This window comes from Sphingomonas sp. Leaf37, from assembly GCF_920939475.1.
In the GTDB taxonomy this organism is placed as follows: Bacteria; Pseudomonadota; Alphaproteobacteria; order Sphingomonadales; family Sphingomonadaceae; genus Sphingomonas.
This window is the reverse complement of sequence record NZ_CAKLAX010000001.1, coordinates 500,367-518,331: the sequence shown is the minus strand read 5'-3', so window position 1 is coordinate 518,331 and position 17,965 is coordinate 500,367. Positions and strand designations below refer to the sequence as shown.

At 66.2% G+C, this 17,965-nt stretch carries 16 protein-coding genes; 9 read left to right on the top strand and 7 right to left on the bottom strand.

All coding sequences use genetic code 11. From position 1 onward, the window contains the following. Window positions 1–85 precede the first annotated feature (85 nt). From LRA87_RS02210 to hflK, 3 genes are all read right to left on the bottom strand, one after another. Window positions 86–1,648, bottom strand: a complete 1,563-nt coding sequence (locus tag LRA87_RS02210) for a Do family serine endopeptidase (protein WP_230628770.1) — start codon at window positions 1,646–1,648, stop codon at window positions 86–88. A gap of 115 nt (window positions 1,649–1,763) precedes the next feature. Beyond that, window positions 1,764–2,639, bottom strand: coding sequence for a protease modulator HflC (hflC, locus tag LRA87_RS02205; RefSeq protein WP_230628768.1), 876 nt, complete (start codon window positions 2,637–2,639; stop codon window positions 1,764–1,766). Next, window positions 2,636–3,754: an FtsH protease activity modulator HflK gene (gene hflK / locus LRA87_RS02200; protein ID WP_230628767.1), complete on the bottom strand. Its 1,119-nt coding sequence runs from the start codon at window positions 3,752–3,754 to the stop codon at window positions 2,636–2,638. The genes hflC and hflK overlap by 4 nt, the downstream gene beginning before the upstream one ends. A 70-nt stretch (window positions 3,755–3,824) precedes the next feature. Between hflK and LRA87_RS02195 the strand changes: the two genes are divergently transcribed. The 4 genes from LRA87_RS02195 to LRA87_RS02180 are packed head-to-tail and all read left to right on the top strand — an operon-like array spanning window position 3,825 to window position 6,170. Then, window positions 3,825–4,778, top strand: a complete 954-nt coding sequence (locus tag LRA87_RS02195) for an Mrp/NBP35 family ATP-binding protein (protein ID WP_230628766.1) — start codon at window positions 3,825–3,827, stop codon at window positions 4,776–4,778. Window positions 4,779–4,788: 10 nt separating this feature from the next. Further along, complete coding sequence (locus tag LRA87_RS02190) at window positions 4,789–5,220, top strand: CoA-binding protein (protein ID WP_230628765.1); 432 nt, start codon at window positions 4,789–4,791, stop codon at window positions 5,218–5,220. A 57-nt stretch (window positions 5,221–5,277) separates the two neighbouring features. Beyond that, complete coding sequence (locus LRA87_RS02185) at window positions 5,278–5,625, top strand: hypothetical protein (RefSeq protein ID WP_230628764.1); 348 nt, start codon at window positions 5,278–5,280, stop codon at window positions 5,623–5,625. Then, complete coding sequence (locus LRA87_RS02180) at window positions 5,622–6,170, top strand: hypothetical protein (RefSeq protein WP_230628763.1); 549 nt, start codon at window positions 5,622–5,624, stop codon at window positions 6,168–6,170. Before LRA87_RS02185 ends, LRA87_RS02180 begins: the two co-directional genes overlap by 4 nt. A 127-nt stretch (window positions 6,171–6,297) precedes the next feature. On the opposite strand, the gene LRA87_RS02175 is transcribed toward LRA87_RS02180, so the two are convergent. Next, window positions 6,298–7,593 carry a homoserine dehydrogenase gene (locus tag LRA87_RS02175; protein WP_230628762.1) on the bottom strand — a complete coding sequence of 432 codons (1,296 nt, stop codon included), beginning with the start codon at window positions 7,591–7,593 and terminating at the stop codon, window positions 6,298–6,300. Between the two features lie 136 nt (window positions 7,594–7,729). Between LRA87_RS02175 and LRA87_RS02170 the strand changes: the two genes are divergently transcribed. Together LRA87_RS02170 and LRA87_RS02165 are read left to right on the top strand one after the other, a co-directional pair. Next, window positions 7,730–9,697 carry an OPT family oligopeptide transporter gene (locus LRA87_RS02170; RefSeq protein WP_230628761.1) on the top strand — a complete coding sequence of 656 codons (1,968 nt, stop codon included), beginning with the start codon at window positions 7,730–7,732 and terminating at the stop codon, window positions 9,695–9,697. Between the two features lie 139 nt (window positions 9,698–9,836). Next, complete coding sequence (locus LRA87_RS02165; RefSeq protein ID WP_230628760.1) at window positions 9,837–10,004, top strand: hypothetical protein; 168 nt, start codon at window positions 9,837–9,839, stop codon at window positions 10,002–10,004. Window positions 10,005–10,067: 63 nt separating this feature from the next. Here LRA87_RS02165 and LRA87_RS02160 read toward each other — a convergent pair whose 3' ends face one another. The 3 genes from LRA87_RS02160 to queF all read right to left on the bottom strand — a co-directional run bounded on the left by LRA87_RS02160 (window position 10,068) and on the right by queF (window position 14,246). Next, window positions 10,068–11,348 (bottom strand): glycoside hydrolase family 130 protein, encoded by a 1,281-nt coding sequence (locus tag LRA87_RS02160; RefSeq protein ID WP_230628759.1) that lies wholly within the window; start codon window positions 11,346–11,348, stop codon window positions 10,068–10,070. A gap of 54 nt (window positions 11,349–11,402) precedes the next feature. Next, window positions 11,403–13,676 carry a glycosyltransferase family 4 protein gene (locus LRA87_RS02155; protein ID WP_230628758.1) on the bottom strand — a complete coding sequence of 758 codons (2,274 nt, stop codon included), beginning with the start codon at window positions 13,674–13,676 and terminating at the stop codon, window positions 11,403–11,405. Between the two features lie 123 nt (window positions 13,677–13,799). Continuing rightward, entirely contained in the window at window positions 13,800–14,246 is a 447-nt protein-coding gene (gene queF, locus LRA87_RS02150) for a preQ(1) synthase (protein WP_230628757.1), read from the bottom strand. Between the two features lie 28 nt (window positions 14,247–14,274). On the opposite strand from queF, the gene LRA87_RS02145 reads away from it, so the two are divergent. The 3 genes from LRA87_RS02145 (at window position 14,275) to metC (ending at window position 17,960) form a co-directional block, all read left to right on the top strand. After that, window positions 14,275–15,819, top strand: coding sequence for a cryptochrome/photolyase family protein (locus LRA87_RS02145; protein ID WP_230628756.1), 1,545 nt, complete (start codon window positions 14,275–14,277; stop codon window positions 15,817–15,819). Between the two features lie 82 nt (window positions 15,820–15,901). Then, entirely contained in the window at window positions 15,902–16,765 is an 864-nt protein-coding gene (gene sseA / locus LRA87_RS02140; RefSeq protein ID WP_230628755.1) for a 3-mercaptopyruvate sulfurtransferase, read from the top strand. Then, entirely contained in the window at window positions 16,755–17,960 is a 1,206-nt protein-coding gene (gene metC, locus LRA87_RS02135; protein ID WP_230628754.1) for a cystathionine beta-lyase, read from the top strand. The genes sseA and metC overlap by 11 nt, the downstream gene beginning before the upstream one ends. Window positions 17,961–17,965: the final 5 nt, after the last annotated feature.

The following is a 17,965-nucleotide window of genomic DNA, read 5'->3' as shown; positions in this document are numbered from 1 at the left end:
TAGCGCGCGCGGCCCGGAAAAGGAAAGGCCGCCGCTCCACAGGAGCGACGGCCCTCGCCAGTCACGGTCCGTAAGGCCGCGTGGCTTACTTGATCTTGACCGGCAGGAACGCGGGGTTGCCGCGGCCACGCTGGATCAGCAGCAGCACCTGCGGGCGACCCGCCGCCTTCGCCTGCGCAACAAGGCGCGCATAGTCCGCGGCGGTGCGAACGGGTGTGCCGTTGACGGCCGTGATCACGTCGGCACGCTTCAGCTTGCCCGCCGCGTCGCTCGACGGATCGACCGTCGCGATCACGACGCCCTGAACCGCGCTGTCTACCCCGATCGCACGCGCGATGCCCGGCGTCAGCGGCTGGACGGTAAGGCCCAGCGGTGCCGTGCTCGACTGCGGCACCGACTGCGTATCGTCGTCGCCATCGTCGCCACCCGGGCCGGCATTGGGACCGAATCCGCCGCTGTCGTCCTGACCCTGAATCTGCGCCTGCAACTGTTCCGTCGACGGACGTGTGGCCACCGCGATGTTGACGGTTGTTGGCTGGCCACCGCGCAGAACCTCGAACCGCGCGGTCGTGCCCGGCTTGAGGTTGGACACGAGGTAGGTCAGCGACTGGTCCTTGCTGACCTGCTTGCCGTCGATCTTCGTCACGACATCGCCGGGACGCAAACCGGCCCTTGCGGACGGCCCGCCCGGCTCGACGCGTGCGATCAGCTCGCCCGAATTCTTGGGAATGCCGAGCGCCGCCGCCGCATCGTCGTCGACGCCGCCGCCGATCGTCACGCCGATATAGCCGCGGCTGATCTTGCCGCCGGTGCGGAACGTCTCGATGATCGGCTTGGCGACGGCGGCCGGAATGGCGAAGCCGATGCCGATATTGCCGCCCGACTGGCTGAAGATCTGGCTGTTGACGCCGATCACGTTGCCGTTGAGGTCGAACATCGGGCCACCGGAGTTGCCCTGATTGATCGAAGCATCGGTCTGGATAAAGCGGTCGTACGCCCCGCCCTGACCCGTGACGCGATTGATCGCCGAGATGATGCCGGCGGTCACGGTGCCGCCCAGACCGAACGGCTCGCCGATCGCGACCACCCAGTCGCCTACACGCGATTGTGCGGAATCGCCCCACTTCACATAGGGCAGACCGGCTGCGTCGATTTTCAGCAGCGCAAGATCGGAATCGGTGTCCTGCCCGATGACCTTGGCGGTATATTCCTTGTTGTTCGACAGCGTTACCGTGATCGAGTTGACGGTCGCGCCGCGTGCGCCGGGGCTGATGACGTGCGCGTTGGTGACGACATAGCCATCCGGCGAGATCAGAAAGCCCGACCCGAGCGAGGCGCCTTCGCGCTTCACCGGCGCACCGCCCTGCCCGCCGCCCATGCCGCCGAACAATTCGCCGAATGGCGTGCCCGAGAACGGGTTGGCGGGCTGCTGCTGGACAATGGTCTGCTTGGTCGAGATGTTGACCACGGCCGGCTGCAGCTTCTGCACCATGTCGGCGAAGCTCATCGGCGCACCGGCGCGGGGCACGGATGCCTGGATCGCGCCCGGTTCGTTCTGCGCCTGCTGGGCGTTGCTCGGCTGGAGGGCCAGCGTGGCGGTCGCGCCGCCGAGGAGTAGCGCACTGGTGATCGCGTAGGCGTAACGCACTAGGGGAGATTCCTCTCGTTGGGGTCGTTCAGATTTGGTGCCTTATTGGACCGAAACGCCTGAACGCCGCTTGAATGTTCATCACCCGGCAAGTTGGGGTGTCAACCGTTGCCGATCAACGCCCCCGCCCTTCGAACTCGCGCAGGTAACTGTTTCCGGGTGACAATATGATCGACGTCGAGCCGCTAGGTGCCGGCCCGCCGTCCGCACCGAAGGTGTGGCGATAGGACTGCATCGCACGATAGAAGTCGTAGAAGTCGGCATCCTTGGTGAAACTTTGCGCATAGATCTGCGCCGATCGCGCATCGGCTTCGCCGCGGATGATCTGTGCTTCCTTCTGGCCCTCCGCTCGAATTGTCGTCGCCTGCTGCTGCCGCGCGGTCGCCATCCGGGCGAGCGCACGATCGAGCGGGCTGCCGTCCGGCAGGTCGGCATGCTTGATCCGCACGTCGACGATCTGCACGCCATATTGGCTGGCAAGCCGCTGCATGCGGACCTGGATATTATCCATCACCTCGTCCCGCTCGGGGCTGAGCAAGGTCGCGAACGGCTGGTTGCCCAGCTCGTTGCGGATCGAGCTGCCGAGCAGCGGGCGCAGCGCCTCGGTGATCGCGGTCTCCGTCTGCGACGTGCTGCCGGTGGCGTTCACAGCCTTCAACGGATCGATGATGCGGAAGCGCGCATAGGCGTCGACCTCCAACCGCAGCTGGTCGGACGACAGCACCTGCTGGTTGTCGTAATCGACGTCCAGCACGCGCTTGTTGAGCCAGACTAGCCGGTCGATGAACGGAATGCGCAGGATCGGGCCCGCACCGGTGCGACCAAACTGCTCACCCTGCTTCCACGCGTTCACGGTACGCACGGGCTGTTCGAATCGCAGGATTACGGCCTGCTGCGTTTCCGGCACGATGGTTACCGTCGCCGCGAGCAGGATGACGAAGATCAACGCGCCGAGGCCGAGCGCGATCGGGTGGCGCCACAGACCGTTCACTGGCTGCCTCCCGTCGTCGCCACGGGCTGGGCGGGTTGCGCCGGTTCGGCAGGTGCAGCGTCCGGCAGCCGCCGCGCATTCCCCATCGGCAGGTACGGCACGACGCCGCTCGGCTCGACGATCGTCTTGTCGGACTTGGCCAGCACGGCCTCCATGGTCTCGTAATACATGCGGCGGCGGGTCACTTCGGGTGCAAGCCGGTACTGCTCGTACACCTTGTCGAACTGCGACGCCTCGCCTTCGGCGCGGGCGATCACCTGCTTGGCGTAGGATTGCGCCTGATTGCGCGCCCCCTGCGCGTCTTGCTGCGCGGCGGTAACGTCCTTGAAGGCATCGTTGACGCGTGCGGGTGGATCAGCCTGCTTGATGCCGACGCCCACGACGACGATGCCGGACCTGTAATCGTCCAGCACCTTCTGCATCCGCTCCTGCACCTGGTTCTCGATCGTCGCGCGGCCCGGCCCGAGGGCGGAATCGAGGCTGACGTTAGCAACGACCTCGCGCATCACGCTTTCGGCGGTCGCGCGTACGGTATCTCGCGGTTTGTCGATCTGGAACACGTAGTTCTGCGGGCTCGATATCTTCCATCGCACCGCATAGGCGAGGTCGATGATGTTCTGGTCGCTCGTCAACATCAGGTTCTCGGAGCCGCTTTCCGGAAAATTCTCGATGCGGATGTTCTGAACGTCGACCTTGACGACATTGGCGATCGGTGCGGGCATCGTCATCGCGATGCCGGGATCGAGCGTGCCGGAGTAGCGGCCGAGATAGGTCACCACGCCACGCTCCTGCGGGGCGATCGGATGGATCGAGGTGTAGAGCACCCAGACCAGCAGGATGATCCCCGCCCCGATCAACCACAGCGCCCGCGCATTCGGGGCACCGGGCAGGCCGTTGAAGCCACCGCCACCCCCGCCGTTGCCGCCGCCGCGCGCCTTCTTCAGAAAATCGTCGAGCGCGGTCGGCTTCGCGCCCGGCTTGCGGGCACCGGGCGGTAGCGACCACGGGTTGCGCGGACCGCTACCATCGGGATCGTCACCCTGGCCCCAGGGACCCTTCGGCGTTTCGGCGGCGAGAATGGGAGGGCGCCCTTTGCGGCCCGGCAGGATCGTCATGCTACCCTTATAAGAAGGCGTTCGCGGAAAAACAGTGGCAAGCCGCCGACCCACGCCTATCTGACCCCGCATGACACAAGACGTAACGATCGCGGCCGTCCGCGCCGCCGCCGGGGCCCGCGCCACCTTGCGGTTCGAGGGGACGCGCGCCGGCATCGTGCTGGACGCAACCGGCCTGTCGGGGCGCGAGCGCGATGCGCTGGAAGCGGCGGTGCGCGCCGCCGCGGCGCAGGGCTGGTCCGGCGAGGTCCGCGTCGTGGTCACCGCCGAACGCGTCGCCCGTCGGCTGATCGCCGTCGCCAGCGGCAAGGGCGGCGTCGGCAAGTCGACCCTCGCTGCCAATCTCGCTATCGCGTTGAAGGCACGCGGGCGACGGGTGGGGCTGGTCGATGCCGACATCTACGGGCCGTCGCAGCCCCGGCTGATGGCGGCGGAGGACCAGCGTCCGACCGCGAAGGACAAGGTGCTCGATCCGGTGCCGACGCCCTATGGTGTGCCGATGCTGTCGATGGGCCAGCTGGTCGAACCCGGCCGGGCACTGGCATGGCGCGGGCCGATGGTGGCGGGGGCGTTGACCCAGCTGGTCGAGGCGGAATGGGGTGCGACCGACACGCTGGTGCTCGACCTGCCGCCCGGCACCGGCGACGTGCAGCTGACGATGATCCAGAAGCACAAGCCGACAGGCGCCGTCATCGTCTCGACGCCACAGGACCTCGCGCTGATCGATGCCACCCGTGCGATCGATCTGTTCGACAAGGCCGGTATTCCGGTGATCGGGCTGGTCGAGAACATGGCCGGCTATGTCTGTCCGCACTGCGGTGAAGTGTCGGACCCGTTCGGCACCGGCGGGGCGGAGGCGACGGCCGCGCGGCTCGGCCTGCCGTTCCTCGGCCGCGTGCCGCTGGCGATCGGCATTCGCACCGCGTCGGATGCCGGTCAGCCGCCGGCGGCGGGGAACGGCGCGGATGGCGCGGCGTTCCATTCCATCGCCGGGCAGGTCGACGACTGGCTGTCCCGGCATTGAGGAGACGGATATGCCGCTGACCGACGATGCCGATATCAAGGCGCTGCTGGAGGGCGCACGCACGATCGCGCTCGTCGGCGCATCCGACCGGCCCGACCGCCCCTCATATGGCGTGATGGCGACGCTCCAGCGGCACGGCTATCGCGTCATCCCGGTCAATCCGCAGATCACCGGCGAACACGTTCACGGCGAATTCGTCTTTCGCGACCTCGACCAGCTCGGCGATGCGATCGACATCGTCGACGTCTTCCGCCGCTCGGATGCAGCGGGCGAGGTGGTCGATCAGGCGATCGCGATCGGTGCCAAAGCGGTGTGGATGCAATTGGGCGTGATCGATCAGGCCGCCGCCGCCCGCGCGGAAGCGGCGGGCTTGCAGGTGGTAATGGACCGATGTCCCGCGATCGATATTCCCCGGCTGGGGGTCGCGCCGATCGCTGCTTGATTTTCGCGGTGTTCCGGCAGACACTGACGGCATCGCAGGCCGTTGGAGTTCGGCCCCATGATTGCACTCGCGTTATTGATGATGCTCGCGCCGGAGGACGCCGGCGAGCTGCTCGCCAGATCGCGTGCGGTGATCGGCGGCGAACGGTGTCAGGCCAATCCCGACGCGACCGACATCACCGTTTGCGGCCGACGCCGGGCCGACCGCTTTCGCGTCCCGCTCGTCGAGCATGACCCGGGCGATCCGCGACGCGAACCCGTGCCGGTGGAGCGCGACCGGCTGCTTGCCCGCACCAATCCGGTGAAGGAGCTCAGCCCCTTCCTCGTCCATGGCGGCATGACGGGCGTGACGGTCAGCAGCAGGTCCGGCCTGACCGGCGCGACGGCGCGACCGCTCGCACCATGATCCTGCTCGCCATCGCCCTGCAGGCCGCCGCCGTGCCACTCCCCCCGGCGCCGGAGCCGGCGCTCCTACCCGTGGAGACCCGCGCCGACGGTAGCCAGCGCTGGTCGATCATGTCGTGCCCCACGCGCCAAAAGGCGGGCGAAATCGTCGTATGCGGGAAGCGGGACCAGAACGATTTCGACGGCCCCGCGGTTGGCCGCGGGGCCAATCGCGACCTGTCGGCAGCCAATGCGCTGGCGTTGCAAGCCACGCCGTGCGCCGCGCGGCAAGGCGGGTGTCAGGTCGGCGTCAACATTCTTGGCCCGCCGACGATGCTGGTCCGCGTGATCCAGAAGCTGGTGAACCCGAACAGCGATTGTTGCGAAGGCAGCGATGCGACCAACCCGCTGTCGCTGGTTCGCGACGCGGCGAAAGGCGTGAAGGGCGCGTTCGCGGCCAAGGTGGACAAGTCCAACCGCATACCGATCGTACTGGACGATCCAGCGCCGGTGGCAGTGCCGCCGCCGGTTGACGCCGAAAATGGAGTGGGCGCGGCGAAGCGCTAGCAGAGCAGGATAGGACTCGATCCCTCCGTCACACTCCGTCCGTCATCCCGAAGCTCGAGCTTCCCGTCAGCTGCAATTTGGCTTCGAAGCAACTCCGGCGCTACGGACGATTACCGGCCAGCCCCCCTTACGCCAGAATGTGCATCCATAACGGCTGGCCCGCCAGGCTCTGCGACCCGCGCAGCTTCTCCAGCGCGTGCGCGACCGAGCGTTCCGGCCCTTCGTGCGTCACGATGGCGACGATCACGCTGCCATCGGTGGTCACGCCGCGCTGGATCAGGCTTTCGATCGACACGCCTGCATCGCGCATCGCCGCGGCGATCTCCGCCAGCACGCCGACCTTGTCCTGCACCGTGAAGCGCAGATACGCGCGACCGCGCCGCTCGCCGCTGTCCGCTCTGGGCGCGGCTACCAGCGCCGCCGCCGGCATCGCATAGGGCGGACCATATTCACCGCGAGCAATATCGATCAGATCGGCGACCACTGCGCTGGCGGTCGGTCCTTCACCGGCACCGGCGCCCTGGAAGAACAGCCGGCCGACGAAATTGCCCTCGGCCACCACCGCGTTCAGCGAGCCGGTGACATGCGCCAGCGGATGGTCGATCGGCACCAGATGCGGGTGGACGCGCTGGAACAGCCCGCCTGGCCCCTCTTCCGCGATGCCGACCAGCCGCACCTTGTAGCCCAGCGCCGCCGCCTCGGCGATGTCGGCGGCGATGATATGGCGCACGCCGGTCGCCGAGACATCGCCGAAGGCAGGACGTGTGCCGAAGGCAATGCTGGCAAGGATCGACAGCTTGTGCGCGGCATCGACGCCGTCGATATCGAAGCTCGGGTCGGATTCGGCATAGCCCAGTGCCTGCGCCTCCGCGAGCACCTCGGCGAAGTCGCGGCCTTCGGCTTCCATCTTCGACAGGATGAAATTGCAGGTGCCGTTGAGGATGCCATAGACCCGGCCGATCGCATTGGCCGCAGCCCCTTCGCGCAGTCCCTTGATGACTGGGATGCCGCCGGCGACCGCCGCCTCGAACTTCAGCGGCATGCGCGCGTCTTCCGCCGCCTGCGCCAGCTCCAGCCCGTGGTGCGCCAGCATCGCCTTGTTCGCGGTGACGAAACCCTTGCTCGCCGCCAGCGTCGCCCTCGCCAGCGTTAGCGCCGGGCCATCCGATCCGCCGATCAGTTCGACCACCACGTCCGCACCCTCATACCCGGCAAGCTCGCGCGTATCGTCGACCCAGGCGAAGCGGGTCAGATCGATCCCGCGATCCTTCGACCGGTCGCGGGCGGACACGGCGACGACTTCGATCGGACGACCGGCGCGGCGCGTGATGAGGTCGCGGTTCGCATCGAGCAGGCGGATAACGCCGCCGCCGACGGTGCCGAGCCCCGCCAGCGCGACGCGCAATGGTGTATTGGTATCCATGGCCGGCGCCTAGCGGAAAGCCACGCCGGATGTCGAGCCGGCGCAAGCTTGTTTCGCGTACGGCATCGCCATTGCCCGATCCGTATGCGACGTGCACAACCCCGATATATCTTTCCTCAGCGAGCCTTCCGCACCCATGGCCACCACTCCCGGCATCGCAACCCGTCCCATCGCTGAACTCACCGTTCGCGGCATCCTGCTGGGCGGGCTTATCACGTTGCTGTTCACCGCGGCGAACGTCTATCTCGGGTTGAAGGTCGGACTGACCTTCGCGACGTCGATCCCGGCGGCCGTGATCTCGATGGCCATCCTGCGCTACTTGCCGGGGGCGACGATCCTCGAAAACAACATCGTCCAGACCGTCGCCTCTGCGGCGGGCACGCTTGCGGCGATCATCTTCGTCCTGCCGGGGCTGGTGATGATCGGCTGGTGGCAGGGATTCCCCTATCTGCTCACCGCCGGGATCACGATGACCGGCGGCATCTTGGGTGTGATGTTCTCCGTACCGCTGCGCCGGGCGCTCGTCGTGGACACCGACCTTCCCTATCCCGAAGGCCGCGCCGCCGCAGAGGTGTTGATGGTCGGCGCAGGCAGCCGCGCGGGCGAGGCGGAAAGTGGCAAGGGCCTGCGGCTGATCGTCGTCAACGCACTGGTATCCGCCGGTTTCGCGGTACTGACGCAGACGAAGCTGGTCGTCGCGGAGGCCGCGCATTTCTTCCGCGTCGGGGCCGGCGCGACTGGTATTTCCGGCGGACTGTCGTTCGCGCTGATCGGCGCAGGGCATCTCGTCGGCCTGTCCGTAGGCCTCGCGATGTTCACCGGCGTCATCATCGGCTGGTGGATCGCGCTGCCGATCCTTACCGGCCTGTCGCCGGCGGCGGCCGGGACGGGCATCGAGGCATGGGCGGGGGGCGTGTTCCGCACCGACGTGCGCTTCCTCGGTGCGGGCGTGATCGGCGTCGCGGCGATCTGGACGCTGCTCAAGATCATCGGGCCGGTGCTCGCGGGTATCAGATCGTCGATCGCCGCAAGCGCCGCCAAGCGTGGCGGTGCGGTGCTGGAACTGGGCGAACGCGACCTGTCGATCGGCGTGGTCGTCAGCATCAGCCTACTGACGCTGATCCCGATCGCCGGTCTGTTGTGGTCGGTGATCGCTGGCGGACCGCTGGAGGGATCGGCGGTCGTCCTGATCCTCGGCGCGCTCGTGTTCGTGCTCGTGCTCGGCCTCGTGATCGCGGCGGTGTGCGGCTATATGGCGGGCCTGATCGGTGCGTCGAACAGCCCGGTGTCCGGGATCGGCATCCTGTCTGTGCTCGCCGCATCGCTGATGCTGGTCGGGCTGTTCGGGCGCGGCGCGGGACCCGATACGACACAGGCCCTCGTCGCCTATGCGCTGATCGTCACCGGCATCGTTTTTGGTGTCGCAACGATCTCGAACGACAACCTGCAGGACCTCAAGACCGGGCAGTTGGTCGGCGCGACGCCGTGGAAGCAGCAGGTCGCGCTGATCTTCGGCGTCATCTTCGGCAGCCTCGTCGTGCCACCGGTGCTCGAACTGCTCGCGACCACGCTGGGGTTCCAGGGTGCACCCGGCGCCGGCCCGAATGCGCTCGCGGCTCCGCAGGCGGCGCTGATCTCGGCGCTGGCAAAAGGTGTGCTGGGCGGCGACCTCAACTGGGCGATGATAGGCTATGGTGCGTTGATCGGCGCGGTGGTGATCGGGCTGGACGAAACGCTGGGCCGCCTCGGAAAGCTGCGCCTGCCGCCGCTCGGCATCGGCCTTGGTGTCTATCTGCCTATGGCGGTGACGCTGCCGGTGGTCGTCGGCGCAGTCATAGGCGCGCTGTACGACCGCTGGGCGGAGCGCAAGCCGGATGTCGAGTTCGCCAAACGCATGGGCGTGCTGACGGCGACCGGGATGATCGTCGGCGAAAGCCTGTGGGGAGTCGCCTTCGCGATCATCGTCTACGTCACCAATTCCGATGCGCCGCTGGCGATCGCACCAGCAGGATTCGAACCGGTGGCGCTGATCGGCGGGACGATCGCGTTCCTAGCATTGGTCGCGGCGCTGTATCGCTACACACGGCGATCCGTAACGGCCTGAAAACGCGGTGAACCGTTCGTCGCAGCGGGAACGTCGGGCCGTATCGTCGGTTATCCATAGCGAACCCGGTGATCGCCCTGCCCCCCCCCCCCCGGCCGGCGATCGCCGGGTTTGCCGTATGCGTAACATGGGACCCGTCGTGACATCGTCAGCCGAGCAGCATCGCGAGCGACTGGCGACCGTGAGCCGCACATTGCAGTCCGTGCTCCCCGTCCCGACCGACACCTACATCACTGAAGACATCCCGCTGTTGCTGACCAAGCTGTCGCGCATCCCCTCGCGCCGGAACGTGTCGGACGATCGGTGATGGAGATGGGCGGCGCGAGCCCCTCCTGCTGCGTTCCCGAACCTGTATCGGAGCCAATTGCGGTCACACCATCGCGGCGAGCAATTCCTTGATCTTTACGAATGCGAACCCGACCGAACTGTCTGCGATGCCGTACGGCAGGAACAGCGTGTCGCCATGCTTGATCGCACCGCAGCTGTAGACGACGTTCGGCACATAACCCTCGCGGTCCTGATCCTTGGCCGCCAGAATCGGCTCGCGCGTGCGGCCGAGCACCTTCGACGGATCGTCCTTGTCCAGCAACGCCGCGCCGATCGAGTATTTCCGCATCGCACCGACGCCATGCGTCAGCAGCAGCCAGCCTTCGTCCAGTTCGATGGGAGGCCCGCAATTGCCGATCTGCACCAGCTCCCAAGGGTATAGCGGCGCGAGAATCTTCTCGCCTTCGTCCCAATGGTCGATGCTGTCGGACTTGATCAGGAACAGGTTCTCGCCGTCCTGCCGGCCGATCATCATATATTGTCCGCCGACCTTGCGCGGAAACAGGCCCATGCCCTTGTTCCGCGCGGCGGAGCCGGACATCGGCACGAGATCGAACGCCCGGAAATCACGGGTGCGCATCAGCTCCGACTGGATCACCGACCCGTTATAGGCGGTGTAGGTGCCGATCCATTCGTAGCTGCCGTCCTCGTGCTGGAAGTGCACGATGCGCAAATCCTCCAGCCCCTTCGATTGCGCCTGCGTGATCGGGAAGATGACCGTACCCGACAGCGTCGAATCGCGATGGCGCCAGACGGTCACCGGTCCTTCGGGCATCTCCTCGCCCTCGCCGACCACATCGGTCGCCGTGGCGAACGGCGGCTCGGGAGCGAGCTTCAGCTCGTTGCCCTCGGTGATGATTCCCTCGCGGAATGCCACCGACGAGATATGACCTTCGCCGACCGAGCGGAGGCTCATCAGGATGCGCATCGATCCTTCGGGCATGCCGGTCTGGTCGAAGTGCGGCACCGCGCTCGGGTTCATCAGCGCGGCGGCGGCATAGCTGTATTCGTGGCAGAAATAGGCGCCGATCAGCTGCCGCTTCTCATCGCCGATGTCCCGCCCGTCGAGCCCCAGCAGGTCCTCGATCTCATCATAGCGGGTCATGAACACGCGCCGGGTCTGCCAGTGGCGCGCCTCGAAATCCTTCAGCACCGATTCCAGCTGCTCGCGCGCCTCCTCGCCCGACATCTCGAGCACTTCGCCGACGAGGCGCTCGGTCCGGTTGGGGGCGCCGCCCTTGCCGCCCCACGCGATGTGGAACGGTCGGACGACCACGCGGGAAGGATCGGCATGAAGCCGCAAGCGGTGGGTAAACAGGTCCATCGCGTTCTACAGCCTCGTCGGTCGGTGTCTCAGACGACGCCGTTGCTCCGCGGATCAGGCGACGACGCGGGTCGTCCCTGCCACGCCTTGGACCGACTTTGAAAGCCCCTGAATCGCACAACTGGCCAGTTGCAGGGCCAAAATGGACTCGGCGCCCTGATTGCGGTTCAATCCGGTCGGCATCAGGCCATCGAAACAGCCGCCGTCCAACGGGCTGGCAAGCGGCAAATCGAGGTCGTTCTGCCCCAGATACCATGCATAGGCCCGTTCGGCCTCGGCCACCCAACGTTGATCGCCGGTCGCCTGGAACGCGGCAATACACGCATCGACGGTCGCCTGCGCCTCCAGCGGCTGCTGGTCGAACTGCAATGGTTCGGCGTAGGGACGATGGAAGCTTTCGGTGCCGACCGCGCGGAACCGGCCCTCGGGCGAGGTCTGCTTGGCAACGATCCAGTCGAGCGTTTCCAGCCCGCAGTCGACCAGATCCTTGCGGCCCAACGCCTGCCCCGCGACGATCAGTGCCTGTGGCAGGCGGGCGTTATCATACGCCAGCACGATCTCGAACCACTGCCATTCCGGACGGCGCGCGGTGTCGAGCAACGCGATCTGGTCGTCGGGGAAGCGTTCGAGGATCGATTTTGCCAGCTCATGCCCCGGAGACGCTTCCAGCATCGCCGCAGCGCCCAGCATCGCGAAGGATTGCGCGCGGAGGCTACCGAGGTCGAGTCCCAGGCTGGCGGTCGCGTCGAACATGGCCCGGGCCCAGTCGCGGTGCTTGGAATCCTTGCCATCGCGCGCGGTGACGCCAAGCGCCCAGATCGCGCGGCCGTTCGAATCCTCCGACCCCACGTCCTCGCACCATGTCCGGTCGAAGTTCATGAAATTGCGAAAACGCCGCTCGTCCGGATTCCACGCATATTGCACGAACGAGGCATAGATCGTCGTCCACTTGTCGCGCTCGACGGGATCGAGATCGTCCATCGCGCTCATCAGCATCAGCGCGCGGGCATTGTCGTCGATGCAGTAACCGTGACGGCGGTCGGGCACCGAATAGATCGAATGCTGCAGCATTCCGGTCGCATCACTCATCCGCTCGACCGCGGCAAAATCGGGCTTCAGCGCCTTCACCGCCGTCGATGCCTGCGCGATCCGCCTGGGGCGGGCGGCGACGGCGACCTCCGTTTCATGCAGCGTCGCCTCGGCAAGGCGGGGCCAGATCATCGTGCGGCCACGATCATAGGCGCGCTGTGCCAGCCGGGTGCGATCCCTCGCGCTCGACAGCAGCCGGTCGATCTCGCGTGCAAAGGCGGCGACATCCTTGAAATCGACCAATACGCCGTGACCGTCAGCAAGGATTTCGGTTGCATGAACATAGGGCGTCGACACCACGGCCTTACCCACACCGACCGCATAGGACAGCGTTCCGGAAGTGATCTGTGCCGGATTCAGGTAGGGAGTCGCATAGATATCGGCGGCCTGCAGATAATCGATCAGCTCATCGTGCTCGATGAAGCCATCGATGAATGCCACGTTCCCGCCGACGCCCAGTTCGGTCGCCAGCGCCTTCAACCGATCGCGATACGCCTCCCCTTCGTGAGCGACGAGGTTCGGGTGCGTCGCGCCGAGCACCGCATACAGCAGGTTCGGGTGCCGCTCGGCGATCGCCGGCAGGGCCTCGATCATCGTCTCGATCCCCTTGTTGGGAGCGAGCAGTCCGAAGGTGAGGACGACGTCGCGCCCCTGCCAGCCGAATTGCGGCTTCAGCGTCTCGGGATCGACGAACACCCGATCGGGTACGCCATGCGGGATCATCGCGATCTGGCGGGGGTTGGCGCCATAGACGCGGCGCAGGATATCGCGGCCACGCTCCGCCATCACCACGACCTTGGCGGCGCGGCGCAACAATCCTTCGAGGACGCGTCGCTCGTCGGCGTTGGGCTTCTCGAGTACGGTGTGGAGCGTGACGATCACCGGCAGTGTGGTGCGATCCAGCAGCGCCAGCAGATGTTCGCCCGCAGGACCGCCATAGATGCCGTATTCGTGCTGTACCCAGATCGCCTGGGCCCCGCTCGCCTCGATCGTACGTGCCGTCGTCAGATAGCCGGACAGTTCATGCTGGGGGATCGCGCCGACGACGGCAGCGGGATAATCGTAGCGCCCCGGATGGTCATCCATGGCGTAGACGTCGACGCGTAGATCGGGAAACCGATCACGCATCGCCTGATAGACATCGGTCGTAAACGTGGCGAGTCCACATTGCCGCGGCAGGAAGTTCCCGATCATCGCCAGATGCTTGATCGCGTCGCCGCTTGCCGCAGTCGTTCCCATGCCCGTTCCTCTACTGACGCAACACCTGTGGCGAAGCCACAACCTTGCATTTATATGAACACTTGCATGGCCAAAAGGTTGCAGGAATGTTGCGCTGCAACCTTCGCATCGTCTTGATTTGCCTCAACCTCTACCACGATACGGTGCAACGCCCTGATCCGGCAGCCAAAGGTCAGCGGGCGGCGCGGACGACTGCCAGAACACGTCGATCGGGATGCCGCCGCGCGGATACCAATAGCCGCCGATCCGCAGCCAAACTGGGCGCATCTCGTCGAACAGGCGTTGGCCGATGCCGACGGTGCAATCCTCATGGAATCCGGCATGGTTGCGGAATGCGCCGAGGAACAGCTTGAGCGATTTGGATTCGACGATCGTGTCGCCGGGGACATAGTCGATCACCAGATGCGCGAAGTCCGGCTGGCCCGTGACGGGGCAGAGCGAGGTGAATTCCGGCACCGCGAACCGCACCAGATAGGTGCTGCCGACACGCGGATTGGGAACATAATCGAGCACCGCCTCTTCCGGAGACGCGGGCAATTGGCTGGACTGGCCGAGGTGCATTGGGGTCATGCGGCCCATGTAGGAGACGCAAGGCCGGATGAAAACGCTCGTTCCCATTCTGGGCGACCAGCTCAGCATGACGCTGTCGTCGCTGCGCGATGCCGATCCCGCTCAGACCGTGCTGCTGATGATGGAGGTGGCGGAGGAGACGACCTACGTCCGCCATCACAAGCAGAAGATCGCCTATATCTTTTCGGCGATGCGGCATCATGCGCAGGCGCTGACCGAGGCGGGGTGGCAGGTAGATTACGTCCGCCTCGACGATCCCGACAATGCCGGCAGCTTCACCGGCGAGATCGCCCGCGCGGTCGACCGTCACGCGCCCGACCGGATCGTCGTCACCGAAGCCGGCGAATGGCGCGTCGCCGCGATGCTCGACAGCTGGGAAACCCTATTCGGCATTCCCGTCGACATCCGCGCCGACGATCGCTTCCTAGCCACCCATGCGGAGTTCGACGCCTGGGCGACCGACCGCAAGCAGCTGGTGATGGAGTTCTTCTATCGCGAGATGCGGCGTAAGACCGGGCTGCTGATGGACGGCAGGAAACCGGTCGGCGACCGCTGGAACTTCGACAAGGAGAACCGCAAGCCGGCCAAGAACGATCTGTTCATGCCGCGCCCGCACGCCTTCGCGCCGGATGCTATTACGCGGGAGGTGCTGGCACTGGTGGCGGAGCGATTCGCCGATCATCCCGGCACGCTGGAAGGGTTCGATTATGCCGTCACCGCGGCGGATGCGGAGAAGCAGGCCGAGTATTTCATGGCCAAGGCACTGCCGCAGTTCGGCGATTACGAGGATGCGATGCTCACCGGCGAGCGGCACCTGTGGCATTCGATCCTGTCGCCGTACATAAATTCCGGCCTGCTCGATCCGATCGACCTGTGCCACCGGGCAGAGGCGGAATATCGCGCCGGCCGCGCGCCGCTCAATTCGGTCGAGGGCTATATCCGCCAGATCATCGGCTGGCGCGAGTATATGCGCGGCATCTACTGGCGCGAGGGGCCGGGCTATGTCGACCGCAACTTCCTCGATCACCATCGCAAGCTGCCCGGCTGGTACTGGACCGGCGACACCGACATGCATTGCCTGAAGGAATCGATCGGCCAGACGCTCGCCACCGCGCACGCGCACCATATCCAGCGGCTGATGGTGACGGGCAACTTCGCGTTGCTGATCGGGGCAGACCCGGCGGAGGTTCATCGCTGGTATCTGGAAGTCTACATCGACGCGTACGAGTGGGTCGAGTTGCCCAATACGCTGGGCATGAGCCAGTTCGGCGATGGCGGACTGCTGGGGTCGAAACCCTATATCTCGTCCGGCGCGTACATCGACCGGATGAGCGATTATTGCGGGCATTGCCGGTATGACGTGAAGCAGCGGGTCGGTGAGAGTGCCTGTCCGTTCAACGCGCTCTATTGGGATTTTCTGGCGCGGCACGAGGACAAGCTTGGCACCAACCAGCGCCTGCGCATGCCATATAGTACGTGGGGCAAGCAATCAGCGCAATCTCGCAACGAAACGCGCGCTCGAGCTGAAACTTTCTTGCAAGCTCTCGACAACGGCGGCGATGCCGGCTATTAAGGCGATCCGGGCACTCCTCCCCAGTCGTTCGCCCGACTAACCCGTGCCGTCGTTCGGCACGAGCCTATGTATGGAGAGTGCGATGGACGCGTTGGTGACGACCGAATGGCTGGCCGGTGAACTCGGGGCAAGCGATCTCAGGATCGTCGATGCCACCTATTTCGCCAACTTCCCTGGCGAGGCACCGCGCGATGCCGCCGCCGAATATGAGGCGGCGCATATCCCCGGCGCTGTGTTCATGAACCTCGGCGAATTACGCGACACCGATAGCGACCTGCCGATGATGCTGCCGACTGCGGAGAAATTCGCCAGCCGCATGCAGAGCCTCGGCCTCGGCGATGGCAGCCGCATCGTGCTTTACGACAACTCGCCGCATCGTACCGCGGCACGGGCGTGGTGGATGCTGCGCACCTTCGGCGCGCATGACGTCGCGATCCTCGACGGTGGCCTGGCCAAGTGGCAGGCCGAGGGGCGCGAGACGGCGAGCGGCAAGGAAACACTGCGCCACCGCCACTTCACCGTCTGGGCGGACAGCAAGACCGTGCGGACGCTCGACCAGATGAAGGCGAACGTCGACAGCGGCGCCGAACAGGTGGTCGATGCGCGCTCGCCGTCCCGCTTCACCGGCGAGGAGCCCGATCCGCGCCCAGCCACGCACGCCGGTCACATTCCGGGATCGAAGAACCTGCGCTACGATGCGCTGCTCAACGCGGACGGCACGTGGAAGCGCGGCGACGAGCTGAAGGCCGCTTTCGAGGGAGCGGGGGTCGACCTCGACCGGCCGATCGTCACCACCTGCGGCTCGGGTATCACGGCATCGGTGCTGGCGTTTGGTCTGCACTTGCTGGGCAAGGACTCCGCGCTCTACGACGGCAGCTGGTCGGAATGGGGAGCGGACCGCTCGACGCCCAAGGCCATGGGAGCGCGCGAGACCGTTGACGGATAACAGCGACAACGACCGCAAGCTGGGCGACGCCACCCGCGTCGTTCAGGCCGGTCGACGCAAGGAATGGACCGGCGGGATCGTCAACCCGCCGGTCTGGCGCGCCTCGACGATCCTGTACGACAGCATCGCCGATCTGCGCGCCAATGCCGGCAAGGACACGCACCACCGCCTCTATTACGGCCGCCGTGGTACGCCGACGCAGTGGAGCCTCGCCGACGCGCTGACATCGCTCGAACCGGGAGCCGAGGCGACGTTCCTCTACCCTTCCGGCGTGGCGGCGATTGCGGCGGCGCTGCTGTCGGTCCTGTCGCCGGGCGACGAGCTGCTGCTGGTCGATAGCGCCTACGATCCGACGCGGGGTCAGGCGATGCAGTTGCTCGAGCGCTTCGGCATCACCACCCGCTTCTACGATCCGCTGATCGGCGCGGGGATCGCCGAACTGATCGGGCCGGCGACCAAGGCGATCTTCATGGAAAGCCCCGGCAGCCTGACCTTCGAGGTGCAGGACGTGCCGGCGATCGTCGCCGTCGCCAAGCGCCACGGGTTGGTGACGCTGCTCGACAACACCTGGGCGACGCCGCTGTTCTTTCCGGCGATCGAGAAGGGCGTCGACCTGACCATTCTCGCCGCGACCAAATACGTCGTCGGCCATTCGGACGTGATGCTCGGCTCGGTCACCGCCGCCCCCGGCCATTTCGCGAAGCTGCGCGACATGAGCCACCTGCTGGGACAGGTCGCCTCACCCGACGACAGCTGGCTCGGCAGCCGCGGCCTCCGCACGATGGCGGTGCGCCTCGCGCAGCACCAGCGAAGCGCGCTCGAGATCGCGCGCTGGCTGGAGGGAAGGCCGGAGGTGGCGCAGGTGCTGCACCCTGCCCTGCCCTCCTGCCCCGGCCATGACGTCTGGGCGCGCGACTTCAAGGGATCAAGCGGGTTGTTCTCGTTCGTGCTGAACGGCGGCGACGAGGCGGCACGGGCGGCGTTGATCGACCGGCTGGATCTGTTCGGGATCGGATACAGCTGGGGCGGGTTCGAGAGCCTCGCCATTCCCGCCGATCCGGCCCGTATCCGCACCGCCGCGCCGCGCGATTATGCCGGGCCGCTGGTGCGGTTGCAGATCGGGCTGGAGGATACGGCGGATCTGATAGCCGATCTGGACCAGGGGCTCGCGGCCTTCCGGGCGGCGCTGGCGTGACGACG

Excerpts from the sequence above, each read along its gene's own strand:
- LRA87_RS02190 (WP_230628765.1), top strand. The coding sequence starts at position 4,789 with ATGCCGCTGACCGACGATGCCGATATCAAGGCGCTGCTGGAGGGCGCA.
- LRA87_RS02180 (WP_230628763.1), top strand. The coding sequence starts at position 5,622 with ATGATCCTGCTCGCCATCGCCCTGCAGGCCGCCGCCGTGCCACTCCCC.
- LRA87_RS02160 (WP_230628759.1), bottom strand. The coding sequence starts at position 11,348 with ATGGACCTGTTTACCCACCGCTTGCGGCTTCATGCCGATCCTTCCCGC.
- LRA87_RS02175 (WP_230628762.1), bottom strand. The coding sequence starts at position 7,593 with ATGGATACCAATACACCATTGCGCGTCGCGCTGGCGGGGCTCGGCACC.
- hflK (WP_230628767.1), bottom strand. The coding sequence starts at position 3,754 with ATGACGATCCTGCCGGGCCGCAAAGGGCGCCCTCCCATTCTCGCCGCC.
- queF (WP_230628757.1), bottom strand. The coding sequence starts at position 14,246 with ATGACCCCAATGCACCTCGGCCAGTCCAGCCAATTGCCCGCGTCTCCG.
- LRA87_RS02145 (WP_230628756.1), top strand. The coding sequence starts at position 14,275 with ATGAAAACGCTCGTTCCCATTCTGGGCGACCAGCTCAGCATGACGCTG.
- LRA87_RS02185 (WP_230628764.1), top strand. The coding sequence starts at position 5,278 with ATGATTGCACTCGCGTTATTGATGATGCTCGCGCCGGAGGACGCCGGC.
- LRA87_RS02170 (WP_230628761.1), top strand. The coding sequence starts at position 7,730 with ATGGCCACCACTCCCGGCATCGCAACCCGTCCCATCGCTGAACTCACC.
- LRA87_RS02195 (WP_230628766.1), top strand. The coding sequence starts at position 3,825 with ATGACACAAGACGTAACGATCGCGGCCGTCCGCGCCGCCGCCGGGGCC.
- sseA (WP_230628755.1), top strand. The coding sequence starts at position 15,902 with ATGGACGCGTTGGTGACGACCGAATGGCTGGCCGGTGAACTCGGGGCA.
- LRA87_RS02155 (WP_230628758.1), bottom strand. The coding sequence starts at position 13,676 with ATGGGAACGACTGCGGCAAGCGGCGACGCGATCAAGCATCTGGCGATG.